Raw genomic sequence first — 23,191 nt, forward strand, 5'->3', positions numbered from 1 at the left:
TTACTATTCCGTTGCGGGGGCAGTCACCTTGCGACGTTTTAGAGGTATCTGCCAAAGTCCGCTCTACCCATTTGCGTTCTTAACAACAGACAAGCAGCTATCGGCCCCAGAGCTGTCATAGCGGAATCCCCATCCCGCCCCGCATGGCCTTCAGCTTGGTGCCGATCAGCGCCATAAGGATGGGCCCGACGGAGAATTGCCCCTCGCGCTTCTTCTCGGTCAGCGCACGCAAATAACCGCCGGGGAAGCGCACCTCATCGCCCTTTTGCAGGATCGCCGCGATGACGATCGAGGCATCGGCCTGCCCCATGGTTTCCACGGCATCGCGCCAGGCATCCGGCGAAATCCCGAGCATCGCTCGCACCAGCTCCGCCGCCTTCAGGAACTCGGCCCAGCTTGGGGGTGAAGCCCCCTGCCCTTCCCGACCGTGGATGTAATCGAGGATATCCGGGCACGCCTCGAGCACCATCGGCAATGGCGTGCCGAGGCTCGGGCGGGTTGCGGCCGTCTCCCCTTCCCTCCCCTGCTCCGCTTGAACCGAACCATGGGTCTCAGGCTCGGGCCGGCGCTCACCGCCCCTGTCTTTCTCGAAAGCAGGTTCAGATTCATGAAGTTCTGGTTTTGAATTCTGTTTGTGGCGCTCGGAATGGGACTCATTGGCGCTTGAATCTGCGAAATTTGTGAAGAGTTCCAGATGCTTCAGGATCTCAGTGGAAAAGCCTTCGAGATCGTCCGCAATCACCTCCAGATCAGCGTGGCTGGCGGAGCGCTTGAGACGCCCGACAAGCGCCAGATACTGCCCGTGCAGGCCCTGCCAATCGCCCGGAAGCGCTTCTTCCATGCCGAGCAGGATCATTTTGGTGATGTCGCGGCGCGCCAGCGTGATGCGCTCCCGGGCGAGCCTCTGCGCCCGACGCTCGGCCTGAACCTCGGCCGCGAGTGCCTGAAATTCCTCGGCGCGCGCGACGAGCGGCGTCAGCTCGAACCCGAAGGCGAGGCTCACTTCGCCATCCATCCCGCGGCGGGCGTAGCGCTTACCGTTGGGGCTGTCACGGCGGACGACGATACCGGCTTCCACGAGAGTCGCGAGATGTCGCCGGAGAGTTGCCGGGGCGATCCCATGGGCGCGGCTGCAGAGTTTTTCGTTCGAGGGGAAGACGATCAGCGGATCGCCTGCCGTCAACGCCGTCTCCTGATGGAAAGACAACAGCGCATGGAGCACGGCAATCGCCCGGTCCGGCAGGCCGAGCTTGCCCTTGGCCTCCGTAATGGCCTGAAAGATTTTCCACTTGTGGACGGTCTTTTCCGGTTCAACCGCCCTCGCCTGCTGCTGCGTGGCGATCAGGCCAAGCGACAGCGTTCGCCGCCCGAAGGGCGTCGTCACCAATCCCTGTTGCGTCATGGTCTTTGCCTCAATCAGGCAAAAGAATTGCGCCCGCCGAAAAGGCAGTTGTCCGCTCGGGACTCTTGACAGCGATTCGCGGAAGTGGGATTCTCAAGGTGCGAACAAGAGAGGGCTTCCGGTGGAAACGTCGGGGGCCTTTTTCTTTTGTCGAATTGTCCTTTCCTGGTTGGGTCAGTGGTTCGGGTTCACTGGTTCCGCTTCTCGTACTCCTCAAAAAGCGAGGCGAGGCGTGAGCCTAGAAAAGTCGCGAAGTCTTTCGGCACCGATGGGTCGAACCGTAGGATGGTTCGACCGCTGTCTTCGGCCAGGAAGGCAAGCCCCCTCCCCTCGCCGCTTGACCAGATTGGTTGCGGCTGAAGCGGTTTTTCCGGCTTTGAGATTGCAGCCAGAACCCTCAGAAACCGGGTATCTGAATCGCGGCTGAGATCGGGATCGGCAAGAACACGCTGAACCACGGCCAGCGCCTTTCCCTGTTTGAGACGATCCGAAAGATCCATCCAACGGCGTCGGCCCGCCTTTGGTGCAGGTCCGATTGCTCGGGCAATCGGTTCGGGCACCGCCCTTGCGACGGAGATGAGCTTGGAGAGTTCCGTCTTATCGGTCGACAATGCCGCCATGATCAACTGGCGATCAGTTCCTCGATCTTCGAGAGATTTCGCGAACATCGCCTTCTCGATGAAGGACAGATCTTTTCGCGCCGAGTTCTCCAATCCCTGGGCGAGGACAAGAGCCTCATCATCGAATGCGCGAATAACGGCCTTGAGCGACAGCCCCAGTTCCTTCGCAGCCCGCCAGCGGCGATGCCCGTAGGCAAGCTGAAAATATCCGTCGCGAACAGGATGCGGGCGCAGCAGGACCGGAACTTCCTGTCCGTGCTCCCGCAGGGACGCCTTGAGCTGTTCAAACGCCTCGTCATCCGCCTGGTCAAAGCGGTCCAGAACGAAGGACGGCTCGACCCGCGCAGGATCGATCTCGACGACGTTCTGTCCCTTCGCCAGAGCCTCTTTCAGGGCCCGCGCTTCATCTTCGATCTTGTCCAGCGTCAGCCCCATCGTTCGTACGGGCCCCGCCAGCGTTCGCTGCGGCGGCTGCGCGGGTGGAGCCTGTTCAACAGGAGCAGCCGCGGCGGGAGCAGAGTTGGCCGCGGCCAACTGTTCCTCGATCAGGGACTTAATGAGATTGCGGCGCGTCATGCATCTCTCCCCCACGCTTTGCGGATGAGCCCAAGAATCTCGCCATTCACTGCGTCGAGCGATTCAATCGCACGATCATAAGTCGCACGCCCAACTGCGCCGCGATCAAGTTCATAGAGGGATTGTTTGGTGAGCCCAGCATCAGCGATGGCAGTGGATTTCCATACCGTCGCCGCCAGCACATCATCTCCAAAGAGCCCGCGAAGCAGCGCCACGACCTGCGACTGCGGCCCATCATGAGGTTCATGCCGGGTGACAACATAGCGAATGAAATCGTGGTGCAGATCACCGCCTGCATTGCGGACAACGGACATCAAGTCGGCCGTCATCAGCAGAAACTGCGACATCGAAGCGACGTCGACCATCTGCGGATGAATTGTCACGAGCAGCGAGGTAGCGGCACACAGCGCTCCGAGCGTCAAGTAGCCGAGCTGGGGCGGGCAATCGATGATTACCACGTCATAATCAGCCTCGACTTCGTTCAGCGCCTTGCCAACGCGCTGGAAGAACAGTCCGCCAGCCGGACGACCACCTTCAAGGAGAGCCCGGGGTGTATCATGCTCAAACTCCATCAACTCGAGATTGCCGGGGATCAGATCGAGGCCGTCGAAATAGGTCTTGCGAATGCACGACTTTGCAGAACGACGGGCATCGTCGTAGCGGATAGCTCCGTAAAGCGTGTCCCCTTCCGCAAGATCGAATTCCGGCTGAAGCCCCAGCATGGCCGTCATCGAGGCCTGGGGATCAAGGTCCAGAGCCAAAACCCGATATCCGCTCAATGCAAGAAATTGTGCCAGATAAAGCGCTGTTGTTGTTTTGGCTGAGCCGCCTTTGAAGTTGACGCAGGCGATTGTCTGAAGCCGCTCACCGGGCTTGCGGTGAGGCAGAATAACGTCGGCATCACGAGGCTTAGCATTGGCGATGTAGCGCCTAAGCACGTTGATTTGTGCCAGCGTATAGGAGCGCCGGCCAGTCAGGGAAACCTCCGGCGTCGGCCCAATTCCGTCAATCGAAAGCTGGCGGAGATAACCGTCAGACACATTCAGCAGCCGCGCAGCCTCGCCGGAGGTAAACGACCTCAGAGATTTCCTGCTATCTGGTGGAAAGAGTCGCGACCCGAGCGACTGCAACTGCCCAGAGAGCAGCTTTGCATGCGCCGCAATTTTGGCGTCTGATGCGACCCGACCGGAACGAAGCGAAGCCGTGTCCACGAATTAATTCTCCGATACGGATTTCAGTGCGAAACACCAGAATTTCCGTATCAGGAGAGACACGATTCTTTCGAACGAGCAAGAACTTTATCGTTAAGCCAGGTTAACCCGATTCTAGAAATGGCCTGCTCAGAAAGTTGGCCGCGGCCAACTCGAGAAGACCGCCCACCATTCAGCGGGCGGCCCTGTGTTCTCGCCTCAGTGGCGTGAGCGCTTCGCGGTACTGCGCGGACGGTTCCAGAGGAGGTCGAAGCCACCGTCACGATTGACCACCAGATTGGCGAAGATGGGCTTCGGGAGGCTCGGGTCATCGATGCGGACCTGATGGTATTCGCGGCCACTCTCGCGGGCGGTCTTGGGCCATGCGGCGCCAAGTTCGATATCGCCAGCGTAGAGCCGGAAGGAAGGCGCGCCCTTGCTCTCGCTTTCGACCGGCTCGAAGGTCGCCTGGGTGTCGAGGGTCAGGGTCTTGATTGCGCCCTGGAGGAAGCCGTCCTTGGCCAGAGAGAAGGTACCGATCGTCGCCATTTTGAATTCTCCATCTGTCTTGAGCTTCAGGCTCGCATCCATCGCGTTCCTGATGGCGATCGAAAGACCGGTGGCGAAGCGACCGGCACCCTGTGGGCCGAAACGCAGTGGAGGACGGGACAGACGGAGAAATTTGTTTCGCGATGCAAAGGCGGGTTACCCGCCGGCGGAAATTTCTTCGGATGGCCCGTTGCCAGGTCGAAGCGAGGATGCCCCGCAGCCGGCCTCCGGTCAGATCCGCCCATCACGGACGAGAAGGACTGCGCCAGCATCTCAGGACAGGTGGTCAAACAGCATGGCGCCTGAGACTCACCTTCCCTGCCAAGGATTTGAACTCTCCGAGTGCATTCACCCCCCTGCCCTCAGGCATCTGGGGTCGCTGTGGCGAAACGAAGAGGAAGCAGCGGCCAACCAACCGACTGTGTGTCGCGGCAGTGAGCATCCAAGCCTGAGCAATGATCCAGCGAGACGTCGGCAGATCCAGCTTCGGGGACCAATCCACACCAGCCACCCCTGCCCTGCAGGACCCAGTCAAGCGAGGCATTCGCCAATGGCTCCGCTCTGACCGGGCAAACTCACATCGCCAGCAGACGGAGACATTGCCCCTTGAGAGCCTACCCGCCGATTCCGCTGGGCGGGCTAGCTCCGTTAGAATCTGAAGCCTGAGCATCGCACGCGTCAGATCTTCGCCTCCGCTTCCTCCCGGCATAGCGGTCGTTTTTGGGGAATATGGCGATGGGCTGCACCGCAGCTCACACACACGCGTATCGATTGACCGGAGCACACGCACGAGGGCGCGCTTCCGCCCTCGATCAAGGCGACAGGCCGCGATTGAGAAGACGGCGGCGCCTATGCGCCGCCAGGCCCGCATTTCCAAACAGGAATTCCGAGCTTCCGCGCCTTGTCGCCGAGGTTCTCGACGATGCCTGAACCTGGAAACAGGATCAGGCCGATGGGCATGGCCTCAAGCAACTGATCGTTGCGCTTGAAAGGCGCCGCATTGCGGTGTTTTGCCCAATCCGGCTTGAAGACGACCTGCGGAACTTTCCGGCTCTCAGCCCAGCAGGCGGCGATGCGTTCGGCGCCACGATTGCCCCCACCATGGAGCAGCACCATGTCGGCGTGCTTGGCGCGGGCCTTGTCGAGGATATCCCAGATTCTGACGTGATCGTTGTAGTCGGTCCCGCCGGCAAAGCCGATCCGATGGCCCACCGGGACAAGGACTGTCGTCTCGGCCACCTTCCGCGCATTGATGAAGTCACGGCTGTCGATCATGGCTGACGTCAGGGCGCGATGATTGACGATCGAACCCGTTCTAGGGCGCCACGTCGAGCCGGTCTCGACGGCGAAGAGATTGGCCGCGCTGTCCCGGAAATACTCGAAGGCATTGCGGCGTTCGATGAGCGAGAGACCAAGAGCGGTGAGGCGCTCCAGCTCGACCGAGCGAACCTCCGAGCCATCCTGCTGGGCTTGGGAATTTCTCTGGGCGATCTCGTTGTCGTCGAGCAGCCGGCCCATGCGCTCGGTCTGACGGTGGAAGAGATTGACGAGGCTCCAGAGAAGATCGGGCAGATCCGGTTCAAGGCGCGTTTCGGCAAAGAGACCAGTTGCGGCTTCGAAGATTGTCGCCAATGCGAGTTCAGCGCCCTCAGGCGAGGGGAGGGGGCTCGGATCGCCCTCTTCCTCCAGTGGTCGATAGCCATGAAGCTGAAGCTCATCGAGGAGGTGTACCGAGGGTGAAGCCATAGTGACCTCTGCCCTCTCGTCCCTGAAGTCCTGATCATCCAACATCGTCGCGCCTTTCGTGAGATCGACCCCGCATCCACGCAGGGCCTTGACGGGCGATAAACGGGCGCGAGGGGAAGGGCGGTGCATCCCAAGGGGCCTTGTGCCCCGCCCGGGACCGCAACGAAGAGAAGGACAGCGCCAGCTGTTGCACCGACCTGAGCCTTGTGGCCCGATCGACCGTCTCTCCAAGGCCCGGGATGCGGGCTCTGACACCGACAAGGCGAGGGAAGGGGAGGAGGAATTCAGCGTCGGGCGTAGGCAGAGGTTAACAAAGCGTTAACGCCGTCATGCTGCCAACACCTCTGGCCATTGCCTCAGGAGGTTGGTCACGAGCACCTCCCTGCCGAGGAGACGCAGGTCCGCGTTAAAGTCCTTCAGGACCGGCCGAAGGATCGAAACGTTGATGCCGTTTTCGGCCGCACGGCTGGCGAGTTTCCGGGCTGCACGGATGCCCGCTGGCTCATTGTCTCGGGCAATGAGCAAAGATTTCACCCACCCCGGCAGGATGAACCCGGCGAGGTGAGAGGCCGAGAGAGCAGCGACCAAGCTTGCCGAAGGCAACACGGCGGCGAGCGAGAGCACGGTTTCGACGCCCTCGCCGATCAGAAGGGCGCCAGAGGGATGTTCTCGATCATCATGGCGCAGCCAGACCCCATGGCCGTGGATATGCCCCAGGGAGCGCCTGGGATCGTCAAGTGCAGCCTTCTGGCCATTCAGAGCCAGCCAACCGCGCTGGATACCCCTCAGGCAGCCTGAAGCGTCCCTGACGGCTGCGAGCAGGGCAGGGTGGAAGGCAATCTCGCCGGTCTCGTGGTCGCGATACTCCAGAGCAGAGTGGAAGCGGAGATCTGGAGGATAGGGTGGAGGCAAATGCCGAAGGCTGAGGTAGGTCTCGGCCAATGTGTCGGATAGCAGCCTGCCATCGGCCCAGATGCGCCTCGCGATTGCCGACGTATCGGATCGCGTGTGGAACGGAACATCACAGGCGTAGCCATCTCTGTCGCGCCGTTCCGGCTTACCCAGAAAGCGCCGGGCCTCGGCCAGGGTTTCGGCAAGGCTTCGAAGTCCTTCTCTCGCGGCTAAGAGATCCAGTAGATCGCCATGCTCCCCGGTCGCGGCGTCCTGCCACTTGCCCCGCGCGCCTTGGCCGTGCGGCGGTCCAGTGAGCCTGACAAAAAGCGAACGCCCTCGGTTGTTTCCGGTATCGCCAACGATCCAGTATCTCCCGGACCTGTGCCCATTCGAGAGGTAGTATCGGCAGAATGCCGCTGCGCGCTCTGCCAACTGGATCGAGAGATCGCGCGCCGGAGACCCGGCGCAGGAATGATGTCGTGACATCGCATCCCCCTCACGCAGCGTTGACACGTGCCGAAGGCACGATGCGGAGGAGAGGGTAGAGGTCGAAAAGGCGGCCGAGGATTTTGGCCGCATCATCGCCCGCGGGTACGAAGAGCCGAAGCTTCCAGGCGATGATCTCGGAGATCAGGCCAAAGGATTTAAGGCGCTGAACATCGAGATCCGAGAACCCCGAGAGCTCAATCCTGTGCCGCCCCATCACAAGCGAACGCTTGAGGGTGAGGCCCTCCCGCAGGATGAGACCGGTATTGTCACGGATAATCGTATCCGCAGCCTCTGCAGCTGAAAGGGTAGGGGCCTCGGACAGAAGCGTTTCCTTTAATGCTGCTGCGGTTACTGGCGAGACCAGCCGTCCGATCAGGCGCTGACCGCAATCGGTCTGCAACCGATAAACGCGCGTATTTTCCTCCGGAAACTGCTTCCAGACCGGCAGAAGCAGTCCTACAACCATATGGAAGCGGGTCTCGGTGAAGGGCGGGATCTCGCTGACTTCAGTTTCCCAGGCAACGTGGAAGCTGGTCTCCTCGGTCTCCCGCCATTGAGACTTCTCGAGTACCTCAACCGGCATGACATCTCGAGCATTGGGCCGGATCAGCCTGACGCGAGGCGTTACCGAACCATCATCCTGCATCAGACTCGTCGTCGGGATTACGAGCGCAGCCCGTCCGGATTGCCGGTTCAACATCAACCGCGCTTTCTGGTTGGCCTCGTGATGGGCGAAAACCTCATCGCTTGTCGTGATCTCGGTTTGATCTTTGCGCAGGAGCGTCATTAGCGACGTCGTGGCGCCACTCGCCTGATGCGTGGCAATGACCTTCTCCTCCTGAACCACGAGGCTCTCGGCCCGCATGGTCTCAACCCCGATATCGAAGGTCCCGGACTGCATGGCGCCTTCGATCGCTGTCTCCATCAGGCTCTCGAAGACCTCGAAGAGCTGGTTCTGGAGCGCGATCGGCAAAGCGAGGATGCGATTGAGGAAGGTCGTGATCGGCGGAAGCTCCTCAAGCAAGCTGCCATCTCGGTCCGTGAGACTGAGCCCCGTTGCCGCTTCGAAACGCGCGAGCGAACACGCCTCGACCTTGCCGGCATAGATCAGCTGGTAAAGCTGACGGAGCGCAAGGCGGCCATAGACGGATTCGAGATTGTCCTCGGCCCGGAACATGCCCTGGCCGCCGGTCTGGCGTTGTCCCCGCGTAATCGCCCCGAGCGTATCGAGACGCCGGGCGATCGTGGACAGAAACCGCTTCTCGCCCTTCACATCGCTCGCCACCGGACGGAAGAGCGGTGGCTGCGCCTGATTGGTTCGATTGGTGCGCCCAAGCCCCTGGATCGCGTTATCCGCCTTCCAACCGGGTTCCAGCAGGTAATGGACGCGCAAGCGCTGGTTCTTCGCCGAACGCTCGGCATGATAGCTCCGGCCAGTACCACCGGCATCCGAGAAGACGAGGATCCGCTTCTGATCACCCTGAAACGCACGGGTCTCCCCGAGATTGGCCGATGCGGCACGTGTTTCGACGCAGAGCCGCCGGGATCCATCAGGATTGGTCTTGGCGACGATCCGCCGCGAGCGCCCCGTCACCTCCGCGACCATATCCGTCCCGAAGCGCTGGATAATCTGGTCGAGTGCACCCTGTACGGCAGGAAGCGACGCCAGATGCTCGATCAACCTGTCCCGGCGTTCGATCGCTTCGCGAGAGTGGACGGGGTTTCCATCCTCATCGAGGGCAGGACGGGACTGAAGGTTCCCATCCTCATCCGAATAGACCTCGAAGAGTTGCGTGGGGAAGGAATGGACGAGATAGTCGAGGACATATTCCCGAGGCGTGATATCGACTGAGAGATCGTTCCATTCCGCTGTCGGGATCTCTGCCAAGCGCCGTTCGAGCAGGGCCTCATTGGTCGAGACGATCTGAATCACAGAGGCATGTCCTGCCTCCATATCCGCCTCGATCGCCTTGATGAGGCTCGGTGCCTTCATCGCGGTGATGAGATGGGCGAAGAACCGCTGCTTGTTCGACTCGAATGCCGAACGCGCGGCGGACTTGGCGTTCTTGTTGTAGGATTTACCGCCTTCGCCGGTGATGTGCGACGCCTCAAGCGCAGCATTGAGATTGTTATGGATGATCTCGAAGGCCGAGGCATAGGCATCGTAGATCCGAATCTGCTTTGACGAGAGCGGATGCTCCAGCATTGCAACTTCGACGCCGGCATAGGAGAGGGCGCGGGCAGTATAAAGCCCCAGGGCTTTCAAATCCCGCGCCAGCACCTCCATGGCCGCGATCCCACCGGATTCCATCGCCTCGACAAAGGCCTCGCGGGTGGCAAACGGCATATCCGTTGAGCCCCAGAGTCCAAGGCGAGAGGCATAGGCCAGGTTCGAGACCGTCGTCGCACCCGTTGCCGAGACATAGAGCACACGGGCCTGCGGCAGCGCGTTCTGGAGCCGCACACCGGCGCGCCCCTGTTGCGATGCTGATTTATCGCCTCGCTCGCCCTTCTCGGCCGCGGCATTCGCCATGGCATGAGCCTCATCGAAGACGATGACACCATCAAAGCTTGAGCCCAGCCAATCGATGATCTGCTTCAGGCGGGAAACCTTGATCGTGCCATCCGGACCCTGCCGTTCATCCGAACGCAACGTGGCATAGGTGGTGAACAGGATCCCCTCGGGAAGAGCGATCGGTGTACCCTGCTTGAACCGGGAGAGAGGGACGATCTGCAACTTCTCCTGCCCTAGGGCTGACCAGTCGCGTTGGGCGTCTTCAAGAAGCTTGTCGGATTTCGAGATCCAGAGCGCCTTTCGCCGGCCCTTCAGCCAGTTGTCGAGCACAATGCCCGCAACTTGGCGGCCCTTGCCGGCCCCTGTCCCGTCCCCGAGATAGAACCCGCGCCGAAACTGGAAGGCCGCATCATCATCTTCCGCCGCCGCTTCCAGCGCATCGAAGGTCTCGTTGACGCGCCAGAAGCCCCCAAGGTGCTGGCCGTGGGCTTCTCCAGCGTAAATTACCGTCTCAAGCTGGGCATCCGAGAGCAATCCGTCGGAAATGACTGCTTCAGGTAGATGCGGTCGGTAGGAGGGTTGAGGTAACGCCACGGACGCCATGGCAGCCGATTGCACCAGCACCGTCGGATGCGGCTTTGCGCCGTCAATCACAATCGATTGGACCGCGTAAGGCTCATAAAGGCCAGCTTCGATCTCAGCCTTGGGCGAAGCCACCTCTTCGCGAGGGGCGTAGGCAAGCTCGATGATTTCGAAAGTGACCGCCGTGGAACGCGGTGCTATGTCGGAAGAGATGACGGAAACAGGAGCCGCAGCGACGCCCTCAGCAAGAGGGGAGGGTGAGGTGCAATAAATTGGTTCCGGCGAACTCGCATCTCCAGAGGTGACGACAACCGGTCCACCCCCAGGCTCAAGGCGCCGGACAAAGGCTTGGTCAGCCAGTCCGGCGGTCAGAGGCTCTTTCGGAATCCGGGCCTTTCGACCGAACGCCAAGAGACGCGATGCGGGACGCGGTGCCAGAATCTCAACGGGCGAAGCCACAACAGACGCCAGAGGTGTCGAGAACCGCTCGACACGAGGCGGCACATGCTCCTCGACCAGAGCGAGGAGTTCTTGCAGGGTTTCTGCCGGGGGAAGCGGCACCGGAAACTGCGTCGGGTTCACCGCGGGAACCTTGTCGATCACAGTCAGCCGACTTTCGATATCTGTGCCATGCCGCCGGAAAAAGCCGCGCCGCATCGCGAAGGTTGCACGCAATACGGACGTCTGCTGGAGCGTTTCGAAGGCTCCACGCCAGGAGCGGCTATAGGGCGAGAAGCTTTCGCCTGTGATTGCAACGAGACGACCATTCGGCTCGAGGCGCGCAAGGGCTGAGCGGATATGCTCGAATGTCGCCGAAGTATGCCGTCCAGCGATCAGCGGTGAAGCCGAGAATGGCGGGTTCATCAGCACAACGCTCGGACGCAACGCGGGATCGAGCCGATCGTGGATCTGCGAGCCATCAAGCCGAGTGATAAAGTCCTTCGGGAAGAGCCCGGTCAGCAGTGCATGCCGATCCTCGGCCCACTCGTTCAGCAGAAGCTTCGCACCTGCGATTTCCGCCTGAATCGCAAGCATCCCCGTTCCGGCCGAAGGCTCGAGCACGAGGTCATCGGCGGTGAGCCTAGCGGCAATCGCCGCGACAAACGCCAGCTCAACCGGCGTCGAGAACTGCTGCAGCGCGTGCGAGGTTTCCGAGCGGCGGGTTTCGGTCGGGAGAAGGGCACCAAGGCGCTCGAGGATTAAGAGGATGTCGGCCGGCAAGCGACCGCTTCCGAAAATCGGGGCACCAAACTGGCGGAAGAACAAGACCTGCGCCGCCTCGACCGCCTCATAGGCGTCTTTCCAGGACCACAAACCTTCGGCGTCTGAACCGCCGAAGGCTTGTTCCATTGCGCTACGCATCACGCCGGCATTGATCTTTCGGCCAGCTGACAGGGCCTCGAAAAGATTCCGGGCGGCAGCCATCAGCAAAGCGCCATGATCAAGATGGGGCAACAGGCCAGACGGAATTGACGCGGCAAGTGCCGCAGCAGCAGGAGGGGTCATCACAAGTCTCCGGATTGGCAGGAAAAGCCCGGAAAACTCTCTCTTCACCTCCCAGGCTTCGAAAAACCCAGGGGCAACCCCCTACTTACCTGGCGAACACTCCGTCATGCTCAACGACCGGAAGGGGGCCGATTGCCGTTTGGCTCCTTTTGGTCGCAAACTCGCTATAACTGCCGAACGCCAGTTCGAGATTCTCGATACTTGTCCGTCGGATCGCGACGTTGTTGAAAGAGGAGTGAACGGCGAATGGACGAATTTGATTTGGAATAGCAGTGCCTCTGCGCCGAATCTAACCTCACAGACCTTGAGGGCGACGCATTCGGAATCAAATTCAGTCGGTCGCGAAGTTACTTTGGCAATTGGACTTCACACTTATGGGGCGCCGAAGCGACCTGAAGTGCGACGGGTTTCGGGCTTCAACTGGCACAACGCGCTTCTGCTGCGTGATCTGAATGAGCAGGCATATTACATGGGCGCCGTGGTTCAGCGAATTTCTAACCGGGACATGATCGGATAATGACTAACGAGGAAGTACCGAGAGGCGAAGCTGTACCCGATCCCTATGAGAATGATCCATTTTTCAAGCGGATCTTCGACAGCCAATGGAACGCATGCATCGAAAAGCAGGGGGAAGAGGAAAATTATATAGACGGATACATCGAGGCCGCTATCGAACTTGTGGACGCGATCTTCGACAAACAACTGATGGGGAAGCGCGACACGTTGGTCCTGCCCATCTTGTACAACGCGCGCCATGCCATCGAGCTGGCTTTGAAATTCGCAACGGAGCGTCTGATCGAAGCAGGTGCCATCAAGGATGAAGGCCGGAAACTGAGCCATGATATCAAGGCTTACTGGGATCACCTGCACAACAGCGAGATCGGGGACGAGATGCTCTCAGAGACGATCACAGCCCTGAAGCCGTATGTGGAAAGCCTGTCTCAGATCGATTCCGACGGTCAGGAGCTTAGGTATCACCGGAACCGGGAAAATGATCCCAGTCTCGCGAACTACGCCACTGCCAACCTGCGGCTTATTCAAGCCAGCCTGCGCAAATTGGAAAAAGTGCTATCCGCGCTGAAATACCGGACGGTGGATTTTGCCGACGAGCGGAAGACAGGCACTTTCACCAATCGGTGCTCAAGGCGCGATCTTCTTGAAGTCGCACGTTTAATGCCGAAGCGGGATTCTTGGGGTTCGCAGGCATTTGATGATCAGAAGGCCGCCGTGAAGGCACGTTACGGTTTGAGCGATAAACAATTTTCGATTGCACTCGACCGTCTTCAGAAAATGCGCCAAACGCGCTCCATGCTGGGCATGGAGAGCGACCTCATCCATCTGATTGATGATGAAATCGTGTTTGTGGTTGAGCGATGGCGTACGTTGCATCCCAAGCGCGAGCCCAACAACGAAGTCATTACGCTGGACTATTCTGACCCCAGTCATTTCGAGAAGCTGCGGGAACACGCAGCGAAGCGACAAGCAGTGGTTGAGTTAATCGAACTTCGACTGTCGCCGGAAGCTTTGGCCGAGCTAGAAGCCATGTTTTATGGAGCACGGGATCGCGTATTCGTCGAATATCACGACGCAATGACCGAAAGGATACTGAAAGAACATGTCGTAGCCAACGATAGGCAGGAGAACATTCGGCATCTCATCGAGAAGACGAATTTCCTGCAATGCATACAGCTTGGCGCGGCCCGTCTTGGTCGCCTGTTGCTGGCCGAGAGATTGAAGGGGATGTGAGCGATACTAATATGGCGGCACCGAGCCATTATCGCTTCATCGCAACATTCCAGTCAATCGCGAAGCCGGCGGCCTGCAACTCGCGGCTGAGAGCCTGCTTCCAGCCGCCGCCGGCATCGAAGGGTTCATAGACGACGCCCCCGAAGTCCGACGGAACCTCCATGTCCCCGCGCTTGAGCGCGCAGACACGCGAGCGCCCGAGGCGTCCCACGAAGTACCCCAGTTCGAGAAGGACATTCTGGCGTGCTCTGGGCTGGAGGTCGCCACCCTTCACGCTGCCGACATCATCGGGCGTGAGCAGGATGACCGCGAAGCCGACATCGCCGTGCGCTTCAATCTTTTCGATGATCGTGCGGCCCTGATTAGCCTGTTCATGCAGGATAATCGGGGCGAATTTGAGCTGTTCCAGGAACCGCGCGACCGACTCGCGCGCGCCTTCGTCGTGACCGTGCACGATGAATACTTTGCGCGCGGCCGGACCTGAGCGCTCGGGCAGGAGAGTCGGCTCGGCCGTGCCGGTCGTCGTCTTGACGTGATCTATATAGTCCCGCGCAAACGGCACGATCATCTGCGCCACCATGTTTTGCAGATTGGCGGTCAGCTTGTTTCCCGCGTAGTAGAAGGTGTGGGAAAAATCCATTGCCGCGTCAGGATTCTCGGCAAACCGATCTATCAGGAGGATGACCAGTCCAAGTTCCCAGCGCGTATCGCTGGGCCATTCGAGCGAAGCGCTGCCGACCATGCCGCCCTGGGTGGCTTGGCCCACGTTGAGCCAGGCATCAAGATCAACGCCCTCGGTGAGCGCGCGTGAGATCGGCTCCAGCGTCACTGAATGCAGGATGCGCGAGAGTTTTTTGATGTGGCGGTCGAAGGTGGCGTGTTCGGCCGACCGAAGGTCGCTCACGGTGTTCTCGATTTGCCTTAAAATGGTTTGGTCAATCGGTCCGTTGGTCATGTTGTTTGCCTCGTTATTCAGCCGCGCGGCGGCTGCGCGCGACAGAATCTCCTCTTCGTATTGCTGTTTCAGTTGCGCCACGAGCCCCTCCACTGCGGCGCTGCGTTCGAAGCCCGAGACTTTCTGATCAATCGCGAGCTTCATGTCGGCGATTGCGCGCTCGATGCTGGTCTGGTCAGTGGGGTCGAAGCTCAGCGTGGCGATGTCGCCGTGGAGCGCTTCCGCGACACTGGCCAGCAACGACATCTCGCGCTGAAGTTCATCCAGTCCTGTGATCTTGAAGCTCATGCTCGCTCCGTACGCTTAGCCTGCGCGTGGGTTAGGCACGGGGCCACGGATACTGTGCCTAATTCGCCGTTGGCCCGTTCAAGAGCCAAAGAAGTGGAAAGAAGTTGGTGCGGGTTGTCATAGGTTCACGGTACCGACTTAAGGCGCGAGCCGGTGCAGCCGGTTTGGGTCGGCTGGCGGAGCGTTGGCGGCGAGACCCGCAGCCCGCAGGCTGGCATCGGCGCCTGCATATCCTGCCGTGAGCAGGAGGTTGATTTCAGCGGTGGAGAAAGGATTGAGCCGGGTGCGAAGGCGAGCGGCATGCGATGCCGCTTCATCGGAAAGCTTGATGGCATCTGACACGCCGTAGGCGCGGATCGGCGTCTCGATGCTCCAGAATGCGACGCGGCGTTGCTTGAGATTATGCACGCCAAACAGAAGGCGCTTGCGCGAGTTTTCAGCCTGCTGCTGCACGATGCTCAGGACTCGGTACACTTGCCCGAACCATTGGCTTGTCGGCGAGCCCAGCTCGGGCGTCGTGGCGCCTCCGTTGCTCACCAGAACGGTGCGGCAGCGGCGCCAAATGCGTTCAAGCCCAAGATTGTCATAGACACCGCCGTCTGTGAGCACGGCTTGTTCGGTGAAGGGGGATTTGTGAAGATCCGCGCCCGCCATCGGCTTGACGCTGCCGGGCTCGAAGTCGAGCCGGACCGGGGACAAGAACGGCGGGAATGCCGATGATGCGGCGATAACCCGAGATAGCGCCAGGCGCGGAGTCTCGATGCGCCCGACGCGGTGGTCGGCCGCGTAGTCTTTGGCGAACCGCCAGCCGCTGCCGGTCTGAAGGTTGGTCGCCATGAAGGTGAACCGCGGTGTATCGGGCAGGTCCTGGAGCGTGGCTCTAGCGAACAGGTGACGGTCGTACGCCTTGGCGACTTCTCCGGCAGCCGTAAGGCCTGGCAGGAGGCCCACGAGAATGGCCTTCACATCAACACCGGTAGTGGCGAAGCGTGCAAGCGGATTGACAACGAGCGGGAGAAAGTTGGGAGCATGGCCGGTAGAATCAAAGTCGAGCTTGGACCATGCCCGGCCAAGTACCCCTGCCGTGATGGAGCCACCGGAGACGCTGGCGATTTCGCGCAGACGCGGCAGGAAGCCGAGTTCGTTCAGTCTGGCGAGCGCGCCCGCGTGATACAGCATTGCTCGGTATCCGCCGCCGGACAGACAGAGCCCGATCACGTCCTCGATCTTCCCGGCGGTGAGAAAGTCGTTTCGTCCGGCCTGGGCTTCAAAGAGGCCCTGAAGATCGCTCCGGCGGACAGGCAGGCCCGCATTGTTTGATTCACCCGTTGCCTTCATTGGGCGTCCCCAGTGTTGGCCTTCGCGGGACGGCTCAGGGCAAACGAGAACCGGTCATCCTGTGCGGCAATCGCCATCAATCCCGGCAGGCCTTCGTTCTCAAGTTCGTGCCCCAGCCAGCGGAGTTGCATGAGGTCAACGCTGCTGGGCATGGACGAAGTGCAATCCGGATGGGAATGCCATTCGCCGACGTAGCGGAGCTGGTGCATAGTCGCAGCGACGGCGGCAGCGACTTGCTCGGTGAGATTCACCACGCCCCGTTCGAAGCCGGTCTGCGATGCGCGGCTGTCTTCCGGCGCGGGCAGCGCATGCGCGATATGGACTGACTTGCGGCTCATATCGGCGATTCCAAGGAGCACCCCGCCCGTTTCATTGGGCAACATGGCGCGGCGCATGGCGGCAAGGTCGTCCAAGAGGCCAGCGTCGTATGCAATCGTCCATGCGCCCAGGTCCAGGTGGACAACAGGCGCGCCGCGACGCTGCACGCGGCTGACTTCCCCGTTGGGATGGAGGGTCCAGAGCGTGATAGTCGCTTCGTCCTCCGCCAGCGCGGAAACGATGCCTTTGGCCACGAGCGCGCTTAGGATGGCGGCGCTGCTGGCCGGGATGCGATTGGTCAGCGCCCGGCATGACCCGGTATAGCGCACGCCGGGACCGCTTGCGGCGAGGTGACCGGCCAATGCAGCGTCGGTCAACACGAGGCGGTGATACTGGGCTTCGAGATCACGCAGTGTCAAAGAGCGATCGGCATTCTCGGTCAGAAGCACGACCGAGGTGCCGGAGGGATTAAAGAAGGCGCAGACGCGGCGGGCCTTTGCGTTCGGCAGATCGGACAGATGGCGCGAGACCGCGACCGACGCCGAAGCGTCAATGATGACCTCGGCTTCCGTCAGCGCAGTGTTGAGGCGGGTTTGGCAGTCAGCGGCCGGGGTAAGAACATTGCACTGGATCGCGTCAACCGGTTCGTCGAGCAGGCCCGCAAGCGTATCGGCTAGCGCGGCGGCCTTAGGGGCGCCGAGATCACCAACAAACAGGGCGTGGCGGACAAGGTTATGCGGCAATAGGAAATCGTCGTCGCTGATCGTCCATGCAAAGGCACCCTCGCGGGCAAGAGCGACTGAGAGCTGCGAGCCCAGGGAACCAGCGCCGACCAGCACCGCGCGGCGGCGGTCAGGCGTTGCATGGCCCGCGATGGCAGCGGCGAGGTCTCGGTTGAGGGAAAAGTGCACCTGCGCGGGTTCAATGCGCAGCGGCTGGTTGCCCGGCGCGCCTTCGGGGATAGCCGTCATATAGGCGCGCTTATCGCCAACCTTGCTGTTGTTGGCGCAAAGGACACCGAGCGCGACGCCGATCTCTCCGGCGGTGTCGAAGGTAAGGAAGGCGCGGAAGTCGTTGACGGCACGACACTGGCCCTCGGCTACGGGAAAGACCACCACGACGGCGAGACGGGATGCAAGGCGGCGGACATCGGCGTGTTCAAGCCCAGCCCAGGCTTTCAGCCGGTTCTTGAGTTCATCCATCAGCCGGATACCGCATTTACCCAGTTCGTCAGCGAGTGCTGCCAGCGTATCAGGCGCGTGCCGCAGGCGGGCCATGGTCTGCGGCTGGGCCTGAAACGCCAGCACGGTGAACGCCGGGGGCTGCCGGTCGGAAGGATCGGCGGGCCGTGAAATGATTAAATTCTGATTGTCGGGGCGGACGATGCCCGCCACCTCGCCCGGCTCCTTCGTGTCGGCAAGCGCCGCTTGGGGAAGAACGAGGCCAAGCTGCGAGGTAAAGAAGAGCGGATCGGGCGGTTGCGCCGGATCGTGCAGTTCGCCTCGCGCCGCCTTAGCTAGCCAGAGCTGGATGCGGCGCGCGATGTCGTTGGCGGAGGTCGTCAGCCGCGCTTCGGCCCACGGGCGGTCGTCAATGCACAAGGCGTAGGGACCGCCGGGCGGCGACCAGTTCTGATGCAGCGTGTCGGGAAAGTCCTCGCGTAAGGACACGATGCTTGGCTGGCCGCCTGCGTAAGGAAGCACAACGGCGACCTGCTCGATGGCCCGGATGGGATGAGCGAGGTCTTGCGGGCGCTCCACGGCCACCTCAAGCCCGACCGCCGCGTAGCCCAGTTCCGTTGACTGGCGCAGTCCGATCAGCGTCATGCCGGGTAGCGCGCCCGCCATAGCGAGCGACGCCAGCTCCCGGGCGAGAACCGGAATCAACCCGGCGGTGTCGGCGACCTCGGTGCCGAAAGTGGTCCACCATGTGTGCAGGGCCATGGCGTCCGGTCACCCCGCCCGCGCCGGGGTGGAGATCACGCTGGCCGCGCCGACGGTGGCGGAGACTGTGAGCAGTGTCGCGCCGCGATTGGTAATCTGGATGGTGGTGGGCTTGGGTTTGCTCGCCGACGGCAAGTCCATCGTTACCTTGAAGGCACCATCCTTCATCTTCGCGACGCGCTTGTAATAGGCTGCTGCCTCGCGATGCGGCGGCTGCACATCCCTGTCTTCGGCACTGCCCTTGATAGGAATGGTGTCGCTCGTGGACATCATTGTGCAGCGCTCCTGCCCTTGCTCTTCACACAACCACTTCACATCAGCGGTAGGCTCTGTTTCGTCTTCACCCTTTTCCGGCCCGATCGAAAGGTAGGAGCAGTGGTGCGGAATCTTGAAGACATCCCAGCGCAGACGGTCCTCGTTCTTGTGGCGTTTGCTGGTCTGCACGATCTGGTCAATCGAGTCGGAATTAATATCCGACATGAACAGCGCGTTCGTTTCGCGTGCCCCTTCGAGGAAGGTCGCCTGAAAAACGACGCTGTCCTGGTTGCGGTCCACGACCTCGTTCTCGTTCTGGCGCCAGCCGAACGGGCTGTGGATGAAGAACTGCACGCGCTCCGGTCCGGCGGTCGAGAAACCGGGCACGTACTGGCCGGCGTCGGTGATGAGATGGGCGCGCGATTCCAGCGTCAGGCCGTTCTTCTCCAGCCACTCCTTGAGCTTCGTCGGGCGCGAGAAAACGCGGATGCCGGAGCCCTTCTTGAGGCGGTGGCGCGCTTCCTGGCGGATGATGCGCGCGCTGTCGTCGAGACCGTCTTCGAGGATCGCGGCAGCGGGCACCCAGAGTTCCTTGATCTTGATGCGCCCCTCGCCTTGATACTTGCTTGCATGCTCGAGCCAAAAGAAATCGCCGGAGCCACAGCAGTGGTCGTCGTCGAGATGCGTGAACAGGGCAACATCGAAATAGTCGCGCTTTGCCACCCGCAGGTCGGCTTTCAATTCCTCGGGCAAATCGATGCGAAGGTCTGACGAGTCGGCCGAATTACGCATGTCGGCGTAGTCGACAAGCAGCTTCCTGCCGTCCGCAAGGTCGAAACGGGTGCAATCTGCATTGCCGAGAGGGTGGAATGTGAGTTTCGCGGTCATAGCCCGCCAATCCTTTCTAGATCGCAATATGGACGATTTCGTATAGATATATCTTACGATTTGCATCGTCAAGGCGTTGTTATATGAAACCGTGCAACTAAATCAGACGGCGCGCTTGAGGGCATTGGACGAGTGCGCAATAATGGGAGCAAAATGCCATGACATTAGCGTCTAAGATCAAAGAGTTACGAATGAAGAGCGGAAAGTCTCTTCAAGAGGTCGCTGATGCCGTTGGCGCGTCGAAAGCCCATATGTGGGATATCGAGCGAGGAGCGAGCAAGAATCCATCGCTCGATCTCTTGGGCAAGCTGGCTGGATTTTATCGGATTCCAATCGCCGATCTGGTTGGGGAAAATCCAAATGCTTCAGGAGAGCCGGAGGAGCTGGTAGTTATGTACCGTGACCTAAAGGAACTTGATCCGCGAGACCGGGAGGTCATTGCCGGATTAATGGAACAAATGAAAGCACGGAAGCAAAGCTGATGGCAGTCTCGCGGATGGATCTGGCCGATGCTGCTTCTCCTGATCGAATCGTGATGGAGATTTTTAAGCATGAACCCAACCTACCCATCCCCGTTCCTATCGAATCGCTTTGCCGCCAACTCGACATCAGCGCAGTCCAGCCGTTACAAACTGCTGGTTATGAAGGTGGATTGATTACTGATCGTGACAAATGCGATGGCATCATTCTGTTCAATGCCAACAGCCCAGAGACGCGAAAACGCTTCACGATTGCCCACGAACTTGGGCATTTTCTGATACCCTCACACGTGCCGTCTGCAGACGGCCAATTTCTGTGCTCGCAGCAGGACATGTTTCGCTTGTCAGCCGGAGAGCGGGACAAGCGCCATCGTATGGAAGTTGAAGCCAACCGGTTTGCGTCACGCCTCCTCCTTCCCGCCAAGCAATTCCGGATCGATGTCGCGGCATCCAAAGATCCAGACATCCAGCAGGTGGCAGCACTTGCCCGCCGATACAATGTCAGCAAGGAAGCTCTGGGACGAGCGTATGCCGAGTTTCGTGAGGAACCAACCGCGATCCTGATTACCAAGGACGGAAAGCTGCTCCGATCGTACGTCCCGCCTACAAAATTTCCATTCCTGTCGGTTCGCAACGGTTCCCCGATACCACGGCAGTCTTTGTTATGGCGCCGCCGTCATGAAGTTGGCATCGCAAGCGATTTGGACGAAGCCGATGCTGGTGTCTGGATTGACATTGAGCGCGGAAAACGCGCACCAACGCTCTACGAGCAGGTTCTCCCGCAAAAACAAGGCTTCGCGATGATCCTGCTGACGATAGATCCGCCAGCCGATGACGATCATGATCCTGACGGGGATCGAACAGCGAAGGAACGTTTGCAACATCGACAGGCGCAGTGGCGACGTTGAGGAGCTTTGTCTAGGATTCAAAGTGCGCTTGATGACCGGATTTCGAAATTGGGTTTGTGTACTTTGCGACAGCAATGGGGGCGCGCAAAGCTATCCTAGAAGCTAGAGGCGGTTCAGGCATGCACGCTCACTCTTCTGGGAAAATGATCCGGGCTTCAAAGCCGATTTCCTGCAACAGGTAGAGCAGATTGCCCCCATCGATGAGCTCGATCGGCTTATCCTTGGCGAAATCAAAGGCATCAGGTCCATACCCGCTGGTCGAAACGAGAATTCCCTTGTTGGCCCCCTCATTCATCATGGTTCCGTAAAGATCGCGGACGGCTGACACACCAACCGTGTGGCGGTATCGTTTGGCCTGAATGACAACCTTGCCGCCCAGGACCGGACGCCTGTCGAAGGCTACGCAGTCAACCCCGCCGTCGCGCGAAGAACGAGTCAGTTTGCTTTCGAGGCCCATCTGCCCAAACAGATTCGCCACGAGCTGCTCGAACTCGAAAGGCGTCAATTCCATTAGGTTTTTGGCCGATGCGAGGCCGGACACCAGGTCGGTCTGATCAACGAAGCGCGCATCCGCCATCTTGAACTCGATGATTGGTTTCACCGGTTGTGCTTCTTCCGGCCGTCTTGAGACTTGTGCACCGAGGTTCTTGAGGCAAACCGCTTTGTCGATGCGTCGAAGGTCAATCTGCTGGAATTTCTCGCGGGTCGTCCTGACCGATATCAGATGCGGCTGGATATCCTGACCTGTCGCTGGGTCGACTGTATGGATATAGCCGTTGAAACAAATCACCTCTATATGTGTGTGGCTGTCTGCCTCGAAAAGTTCGTGAATCGTGCGCAGAGCAGTTGCTGCGATCACGTCCTGATAAATCTCTTTGATTTCTGACGCCTTGCGCGGTTTCTCGCTGATCGTGTCCTGCGAACGGACATAACGGTATTCGGCTACGGCAGGCACAACGTCGCTTGTGGGGAGCTGATATTCGACAACCAGCTGTTTTGAGGCACTCGTGTAAGCAACCGAAAAGACCTGCGGGAAACCCTCAGGGTACGATGAGCGTTCCAGAACCATAGTTGAATATGAGACAATCGCATTTGGATCGCCAGCTTTGTAATCGGCTTCAAAGAGATCGACCTCAGCGTTCCGTTGAGCTTTTTTCGCGTCGAAGTCATGCTGCTTACGCGCATGTTCAGCCCGAGCAGCATCTAAAGTCGCGATCCGTTGCGCCTCTCTCAACTTCCAGGCCGCAAGCTCTTTCTCAAATTCCGATTTCGCGTTCTCGATCGCCTTCTCATGGCGCCCCTTAGAGCCCGGCACCAGCTTCTTCATAAATGTCAGTGCAGGAATGCGTTGGAGATAGCCATCCAGATCGGGTGTGGGGGCCTGTGTGATCTGCGAGCGTGCAGGAGTAAATGCGGGAAATGTATCGTGTATCCGCAGCGCGGAAAAATCGATCCGATCATCGACAGAAAGGGTGTCGTTCAGGATCGATTTCAATTGTTCAATCTTCTGCTCGGCTTCCGCCTTGAGATCAGCGGCTTCTTGTTCGCGATCTTCCAGATATTGCTCTTTTTCGTAGCGGGCTTGCTCTTTCAAAGAACGAAGGTTCTCACGTTCCTCTCGTGCTGCTTCCCGTAGTTGCGCTCTGACATATCGATCATGTTCGCGAGCGGCCTTAGCACGCGCTGCTTCAGATTGCCGCTGGGCGCGCGAGACATCGCGCGCGATCGCCATCAGTATTCCACCTCTGCGCCCCACAGTTCTTGGCTCCCGTTCACGTTGCTATATTTTTATTTCACAAAATAACGCACGCGTTGCAACTGACTTGGAACTCCAGCTTGTGTATCGCCCATTTATCCGGCCAGACCGCGAACAAGTCCCAGATAACGCTTGCCAATCTGTCATCGGCATGCAGCTCGCGATGATCCGATTACCCCCTGGAAGCGGCCAAAGCGCCGCTCCAACATCGGGGGCAATAAGGGGGCGAGGTGAATGACCGGCTGAAA

16 protein-coding genes are annotated in these 23,191 nt (G+C 59.8%); 4 read left to right on the top strand and 12 right to left on the bottom strand.

The annotated features are described in order from the left end of the window. Positions 1–115: 115 nt before the first annotated feature. The 7 genes from repC to P0652_RS17515 all read right to left on the bottom strand — a co-directional run bounded on the left by repC (position 116) and on the right by P0652_RS17515 (position 12,069). The gene (gene repC, locus P0652_RS17485) at positions 116–1,402 is read right to left on the bottom strand and encodes a plasmid replication protein RepC (protein WP_284180169.1); all 1,287 of its coding nucleotides are present in this window, start codon (positions 1,400–1,402) and stop codon (positions 116–118) included. A 188-nt stretch (positions 1,403–1,590) separates the two neighbouring features. Continuing rightward, positions 1,591–2,598: a plasmid partitioning protein RepB gene (repB, locus tag P0652_RS17490; protein WP_284180170.1), complete on the bottom strand. Its 1,008-nt coding sequence runs from the start codon at positions 2,596–2,598 to the stop codon at positions 1,591–1,593. Continuing rightward, entirely contained in the window at positions 2,595–3,809 is a 1,215-nt protein-coding gene (gene repA / locus P0652_RS17495) for a plasmid partitioning protein RepA (protein ID WP_160084477.1), read from the bottom strand. The genes repB and repA overlap by 4 nt, the downstream gene beginning before the upstream one ends. Positions 3,810–4,007: 198 nt before the next feature. Further along, positions 4,008–4,337, bottom strand: a complete 330-nt coding sequence (locus P0652_RS17500) for a DUF736 domain-containing protein (protein WP_160084478.1) — start codon at positions 4,335–4,337, stop codon at positions 4,008–4,010. An 849-nt stretch (positions 4,338–5,186) separates the two neighbouring features. Continuing rightward, positions 5,187–6,083, bottom strand: a complete 897-nt coding sequence (locus P0652_RS17505; protein WP_349774996.1) for a DUF2493 domain-containing protein — start codon at positions 6,081–6,083, stop codon at positions 5,187–5,189. Positions 6,084–6,410: 327 nt separating this feature from the next. Beyond that, the gene (locus tag P0652_RS17510) at positions 6,411–7,409 is read right to left on the bottom strand and encodes a DUF7146 domain-containing protein (protein WP_284180172.1); all 999 of its coding nucleotides are present in this window, start codon (positions 7,407–7,409) and stop codon (positions 6,411–6,413) included. 64 nt (positions 7,410–7,473) lie between these two features. Then, complete coding sequence (locus P0652_RS17515; RefSeq protein ID WP_284180177.1) at positions 7,474–12,069, bottom strand: strawberry notch-like NTP hydrolase domain-containing protein; 4,596 nt, start codon at positions 12,067–12,069, stop codon at positions 7,474–7,476. Positions 12,070–12,175: 106 nt separating this feature from the next. Between P0652_RS17515 and P0652_RS17520 the strand changes: the two genes are divergently transcribed. Together P0652_RS17520 and P0652_RS17525 are read left to right on the top strand one after the other, a co-directional pair. Beyond that, on the top strand, positions 12,176–12,586 hold the full coding sequence (locus tag P0652_RS17520; protein WP_284180178.1) for a hypothetical protein: 411 nt from the start codon (positions 12,176–12,178) through the stop codon (positions 12,584–12,586). Continuing rightward, positions 12,586–13,815 (top strand): hypothetical protein, encoded by a 1,230-nt coding sequence (locus P0652_RS17525; RefSeq protein ID WP_284180179.1) that lies wholly within the window; start codon positions 12,586–12,588, stop codon positions 13,813–13,815. The genes P0652_RS17520 and P0652_RS17525 overlap by 1 nt, the downstream gene beginning before the upstream one ends. A gap of 28 nt (positions 13,816–13,843) precedes the next feature. Here P0652_RS17525 and P0652_RS17530 read toward each other — a convergent pair whose 3' ends face one another. From P0652_RS17530 to mblB, 4 genes are all read right to left on the bottom strand, one after another. Then, on the bottom strand, positions 13,844–15,058 hold the full coding sequence (locus P0652_RS17530; RefSeq protein WP_284180180.1) for a YuaX family protein: 1,215 nt from the start codon (positions 15,056–15,058) through the stop codon (positions 13,844–13,846). A gap of 138 nt (positions 15,059–15,196) precedes the next feature. Beyond that, positions 15,197–16,396, bottom strand: coding sequence for a patatin-like phospholipase family protein (locus P0652_RS17535; RefSeq protein WP_284180181.1), 1,200 nt, complete (start codon positions 16,394–16,396; stop codon positions 15,197–15,199). Continuing rightward, the gene (gene cap2-3 / locus P0652_RS17540; RefSeq protein ID WP_284180182.1) at positions 16,393–18,657 is read right to left on the bottom strand and encodes an anti-phage 6A-MBL system cap2_3 protein; all 2,265 of its coding nucleotides are present in this window, start codon (positions 18,655–18,657) and stop codon (positions 16,393–16,395) included. Before cap2-3 ends, P0652_RS17535 begins: the two co-directional genes overlap by 4 nt. A gap of 9 nt (positions 18,658–18,666) precedes the next feature. After that, positions 18,667–19,800 carry an anti-phage 6A-MBL system MBL-fold protein gene (mblB, locus tag P0652_RS17545; RefSeq protein ID WP_284180183.1) on the bottom strand — a complete coding sequence of 378 codons (1,134 nt, stop codon included), beginning with the start codon at positions 19,798–19,800 and terminating at the stop codon, positions 18,667–18,669. A 158-nt stretch (positions 19,801–19,958) separates the two neighbouring features. On the opposite strand from mblB, the gene P0652_RS17550 reads away from it, so the two are divergent. Together P0652_RS17550 and P0652_RS17555 are read left to right on the top strand one after the other, a co-directional pair. Further along, positions 19,959–20,282, top strand: a complete 324-nt coding sequence (locus P0652_RS17550) for a helix-turn-helix domain-containing protein (RefSeq protein WP_284180184.1) — start codon at positions 19,959–19,961, stop codon at positions 20,280–20,282. Continuing rightward, on the top strand, positions 20,282–21,187 hold the full coding sequence (locus P0652_RS17555; RefSeq protein WP_284180185.1) for an ImmA/IrrE family metallo-endopeptidase: 906 nt from the start codon (positions 20,282–20,284) through the stop codon (positions 21,185–21,187). Before P0652_RS17550 ends, P0652_RS17555 begins: the two co-directional genes overlap by 1 nt. A gap of 127 nt (positions 21,188–21,314) precedes the next feature. Here the strand turns inward: P0652_RS17555 and P0652_RS17560 are convergent, their stop codons facing one another. After that, the gene (locus P0652_RS17560; protein ID WP_284180186.1) at positions 21,315–22,919 is read right to left on the bottom strand and encodes a restriction endonuclease; all 1,605 of its coding nucleotides are present in this window, start codon (positions 22,917–22,919) and stop codon (positions 21,315–21,317) included. Positions 22,920–23,191 lie beyond the last annotated feature (272 nt).

The sequence above is a fragment of the Rhabdaerophilum sp. SD176 genome (assembly GCF_030143245.1).
Taxonomy (GTDB): domain Bacteria; phylum Pseudomonadota; class Alphaproteobacteria; order Rhizobiales; family Beijerinckiaceae; genus Rhabdaerophilum.

Excerpts from the sequence above, each read along its gene's own strand:
- repC (WP_284180169.1), bottom strand. The coding sequence starts at position 1,402 with ATGACGCAACAGGGATTGGTGACGACGCCCTTCGGGCGGCGAACGCTG.
- repB (WP_284180170.1), bottom strand. The coding sequence starts at position 2,598 with ATGACGCGCCGCAATCTCATTAAGTCCCTGATCGAGGAACAGTTGGCC.
- P0652_RS17500 (WP_160084478.1), bottom strand. The coding sequence starts at position 4,337 with ATGGCGACGATCGGTACCTTCTCTCTGGCCAAGGACGGCTTCCTCCAG.
- P0652_RS17505 (WP_349774996.1), bottom strand. The coding sequence starts at position 6,083 with ATGGCTTCACCCTCGGTACACCTCCTCGATGAGCTTCAGCTTCATGGC.
- P0652_RS17515 (WP_284180177.1), bottom strand. The coding sequence starts at position 12,069 with ATGACCCCTCCTGCTGCTGCGGCACTTGCCGCGTCAATTCCGTCTGGC.
- P0652_RS17520 (WP_284180178.1), top strand. The coding sequence starts at position 12,176 with ATGCTCAACGACCGGAAGGGGGCCGATTGCCGTTTGGCTCCTTTTGGT.
- P0652_RS17525 (WP_284180179.1), top strand. The coding sequence starts at position 12,586 with ATGACTAACGAGGAAGTACCGAGAGGCGAAGCTGTACCCGATCCCTAT.
- P0652_RS17530 (WP_284180180.1), bottom strand. The coding sequence starts at position 15,058 with ATGAGCTTCAAGATCACAGGACTGGATGAACTTCAGCGCGAGATGTCG.
- P0652_RS17535 (WP_284180181.1), bottom strand. The coding sequence starts at position 16,396 with ATGAAGGCAACGGGTGAATCAAACAATGCGGGCCTGCCTGTCCGCCGG.
- cap2-3 (WP_284180182.1), bottom strand. The coding sequence starts at position 18,657 with ATGGCCCTGCACACATGGTGGACCACTTTCGGCACCGAGGTCGCCGAC.
- mblB (WP_284180183.1), bottom strand. The coding sequence starts at position 19,800 with ATGACCGCGAAACTCACATTCCACCCTCTCGGCAATGCAGATTGCACC.
- P0652_RS17550 (WP_284180184.1), top strand. The coding sequence starts at position 19,959 with ATGACATTAGCGTCTAAGATCAAAGAGTTACGAATGAAGAGCGGAAAG.
- P0652_RS17555 (WP_284180185.1), top strand. The coding sequence starts at position 20,282 with ATGGCAGTCTCGCGGATGGATCTGGCCGATGCTGCTTCTCCTGATCGA.
- P0652_RS17560 (WP_284180186.1), bottom strand. The coding sequence starts at position 22,919 with ATGGCGATCGCGCGCGATGTCTCGCGCGCCCAGCGGCAATCTGAAGCA.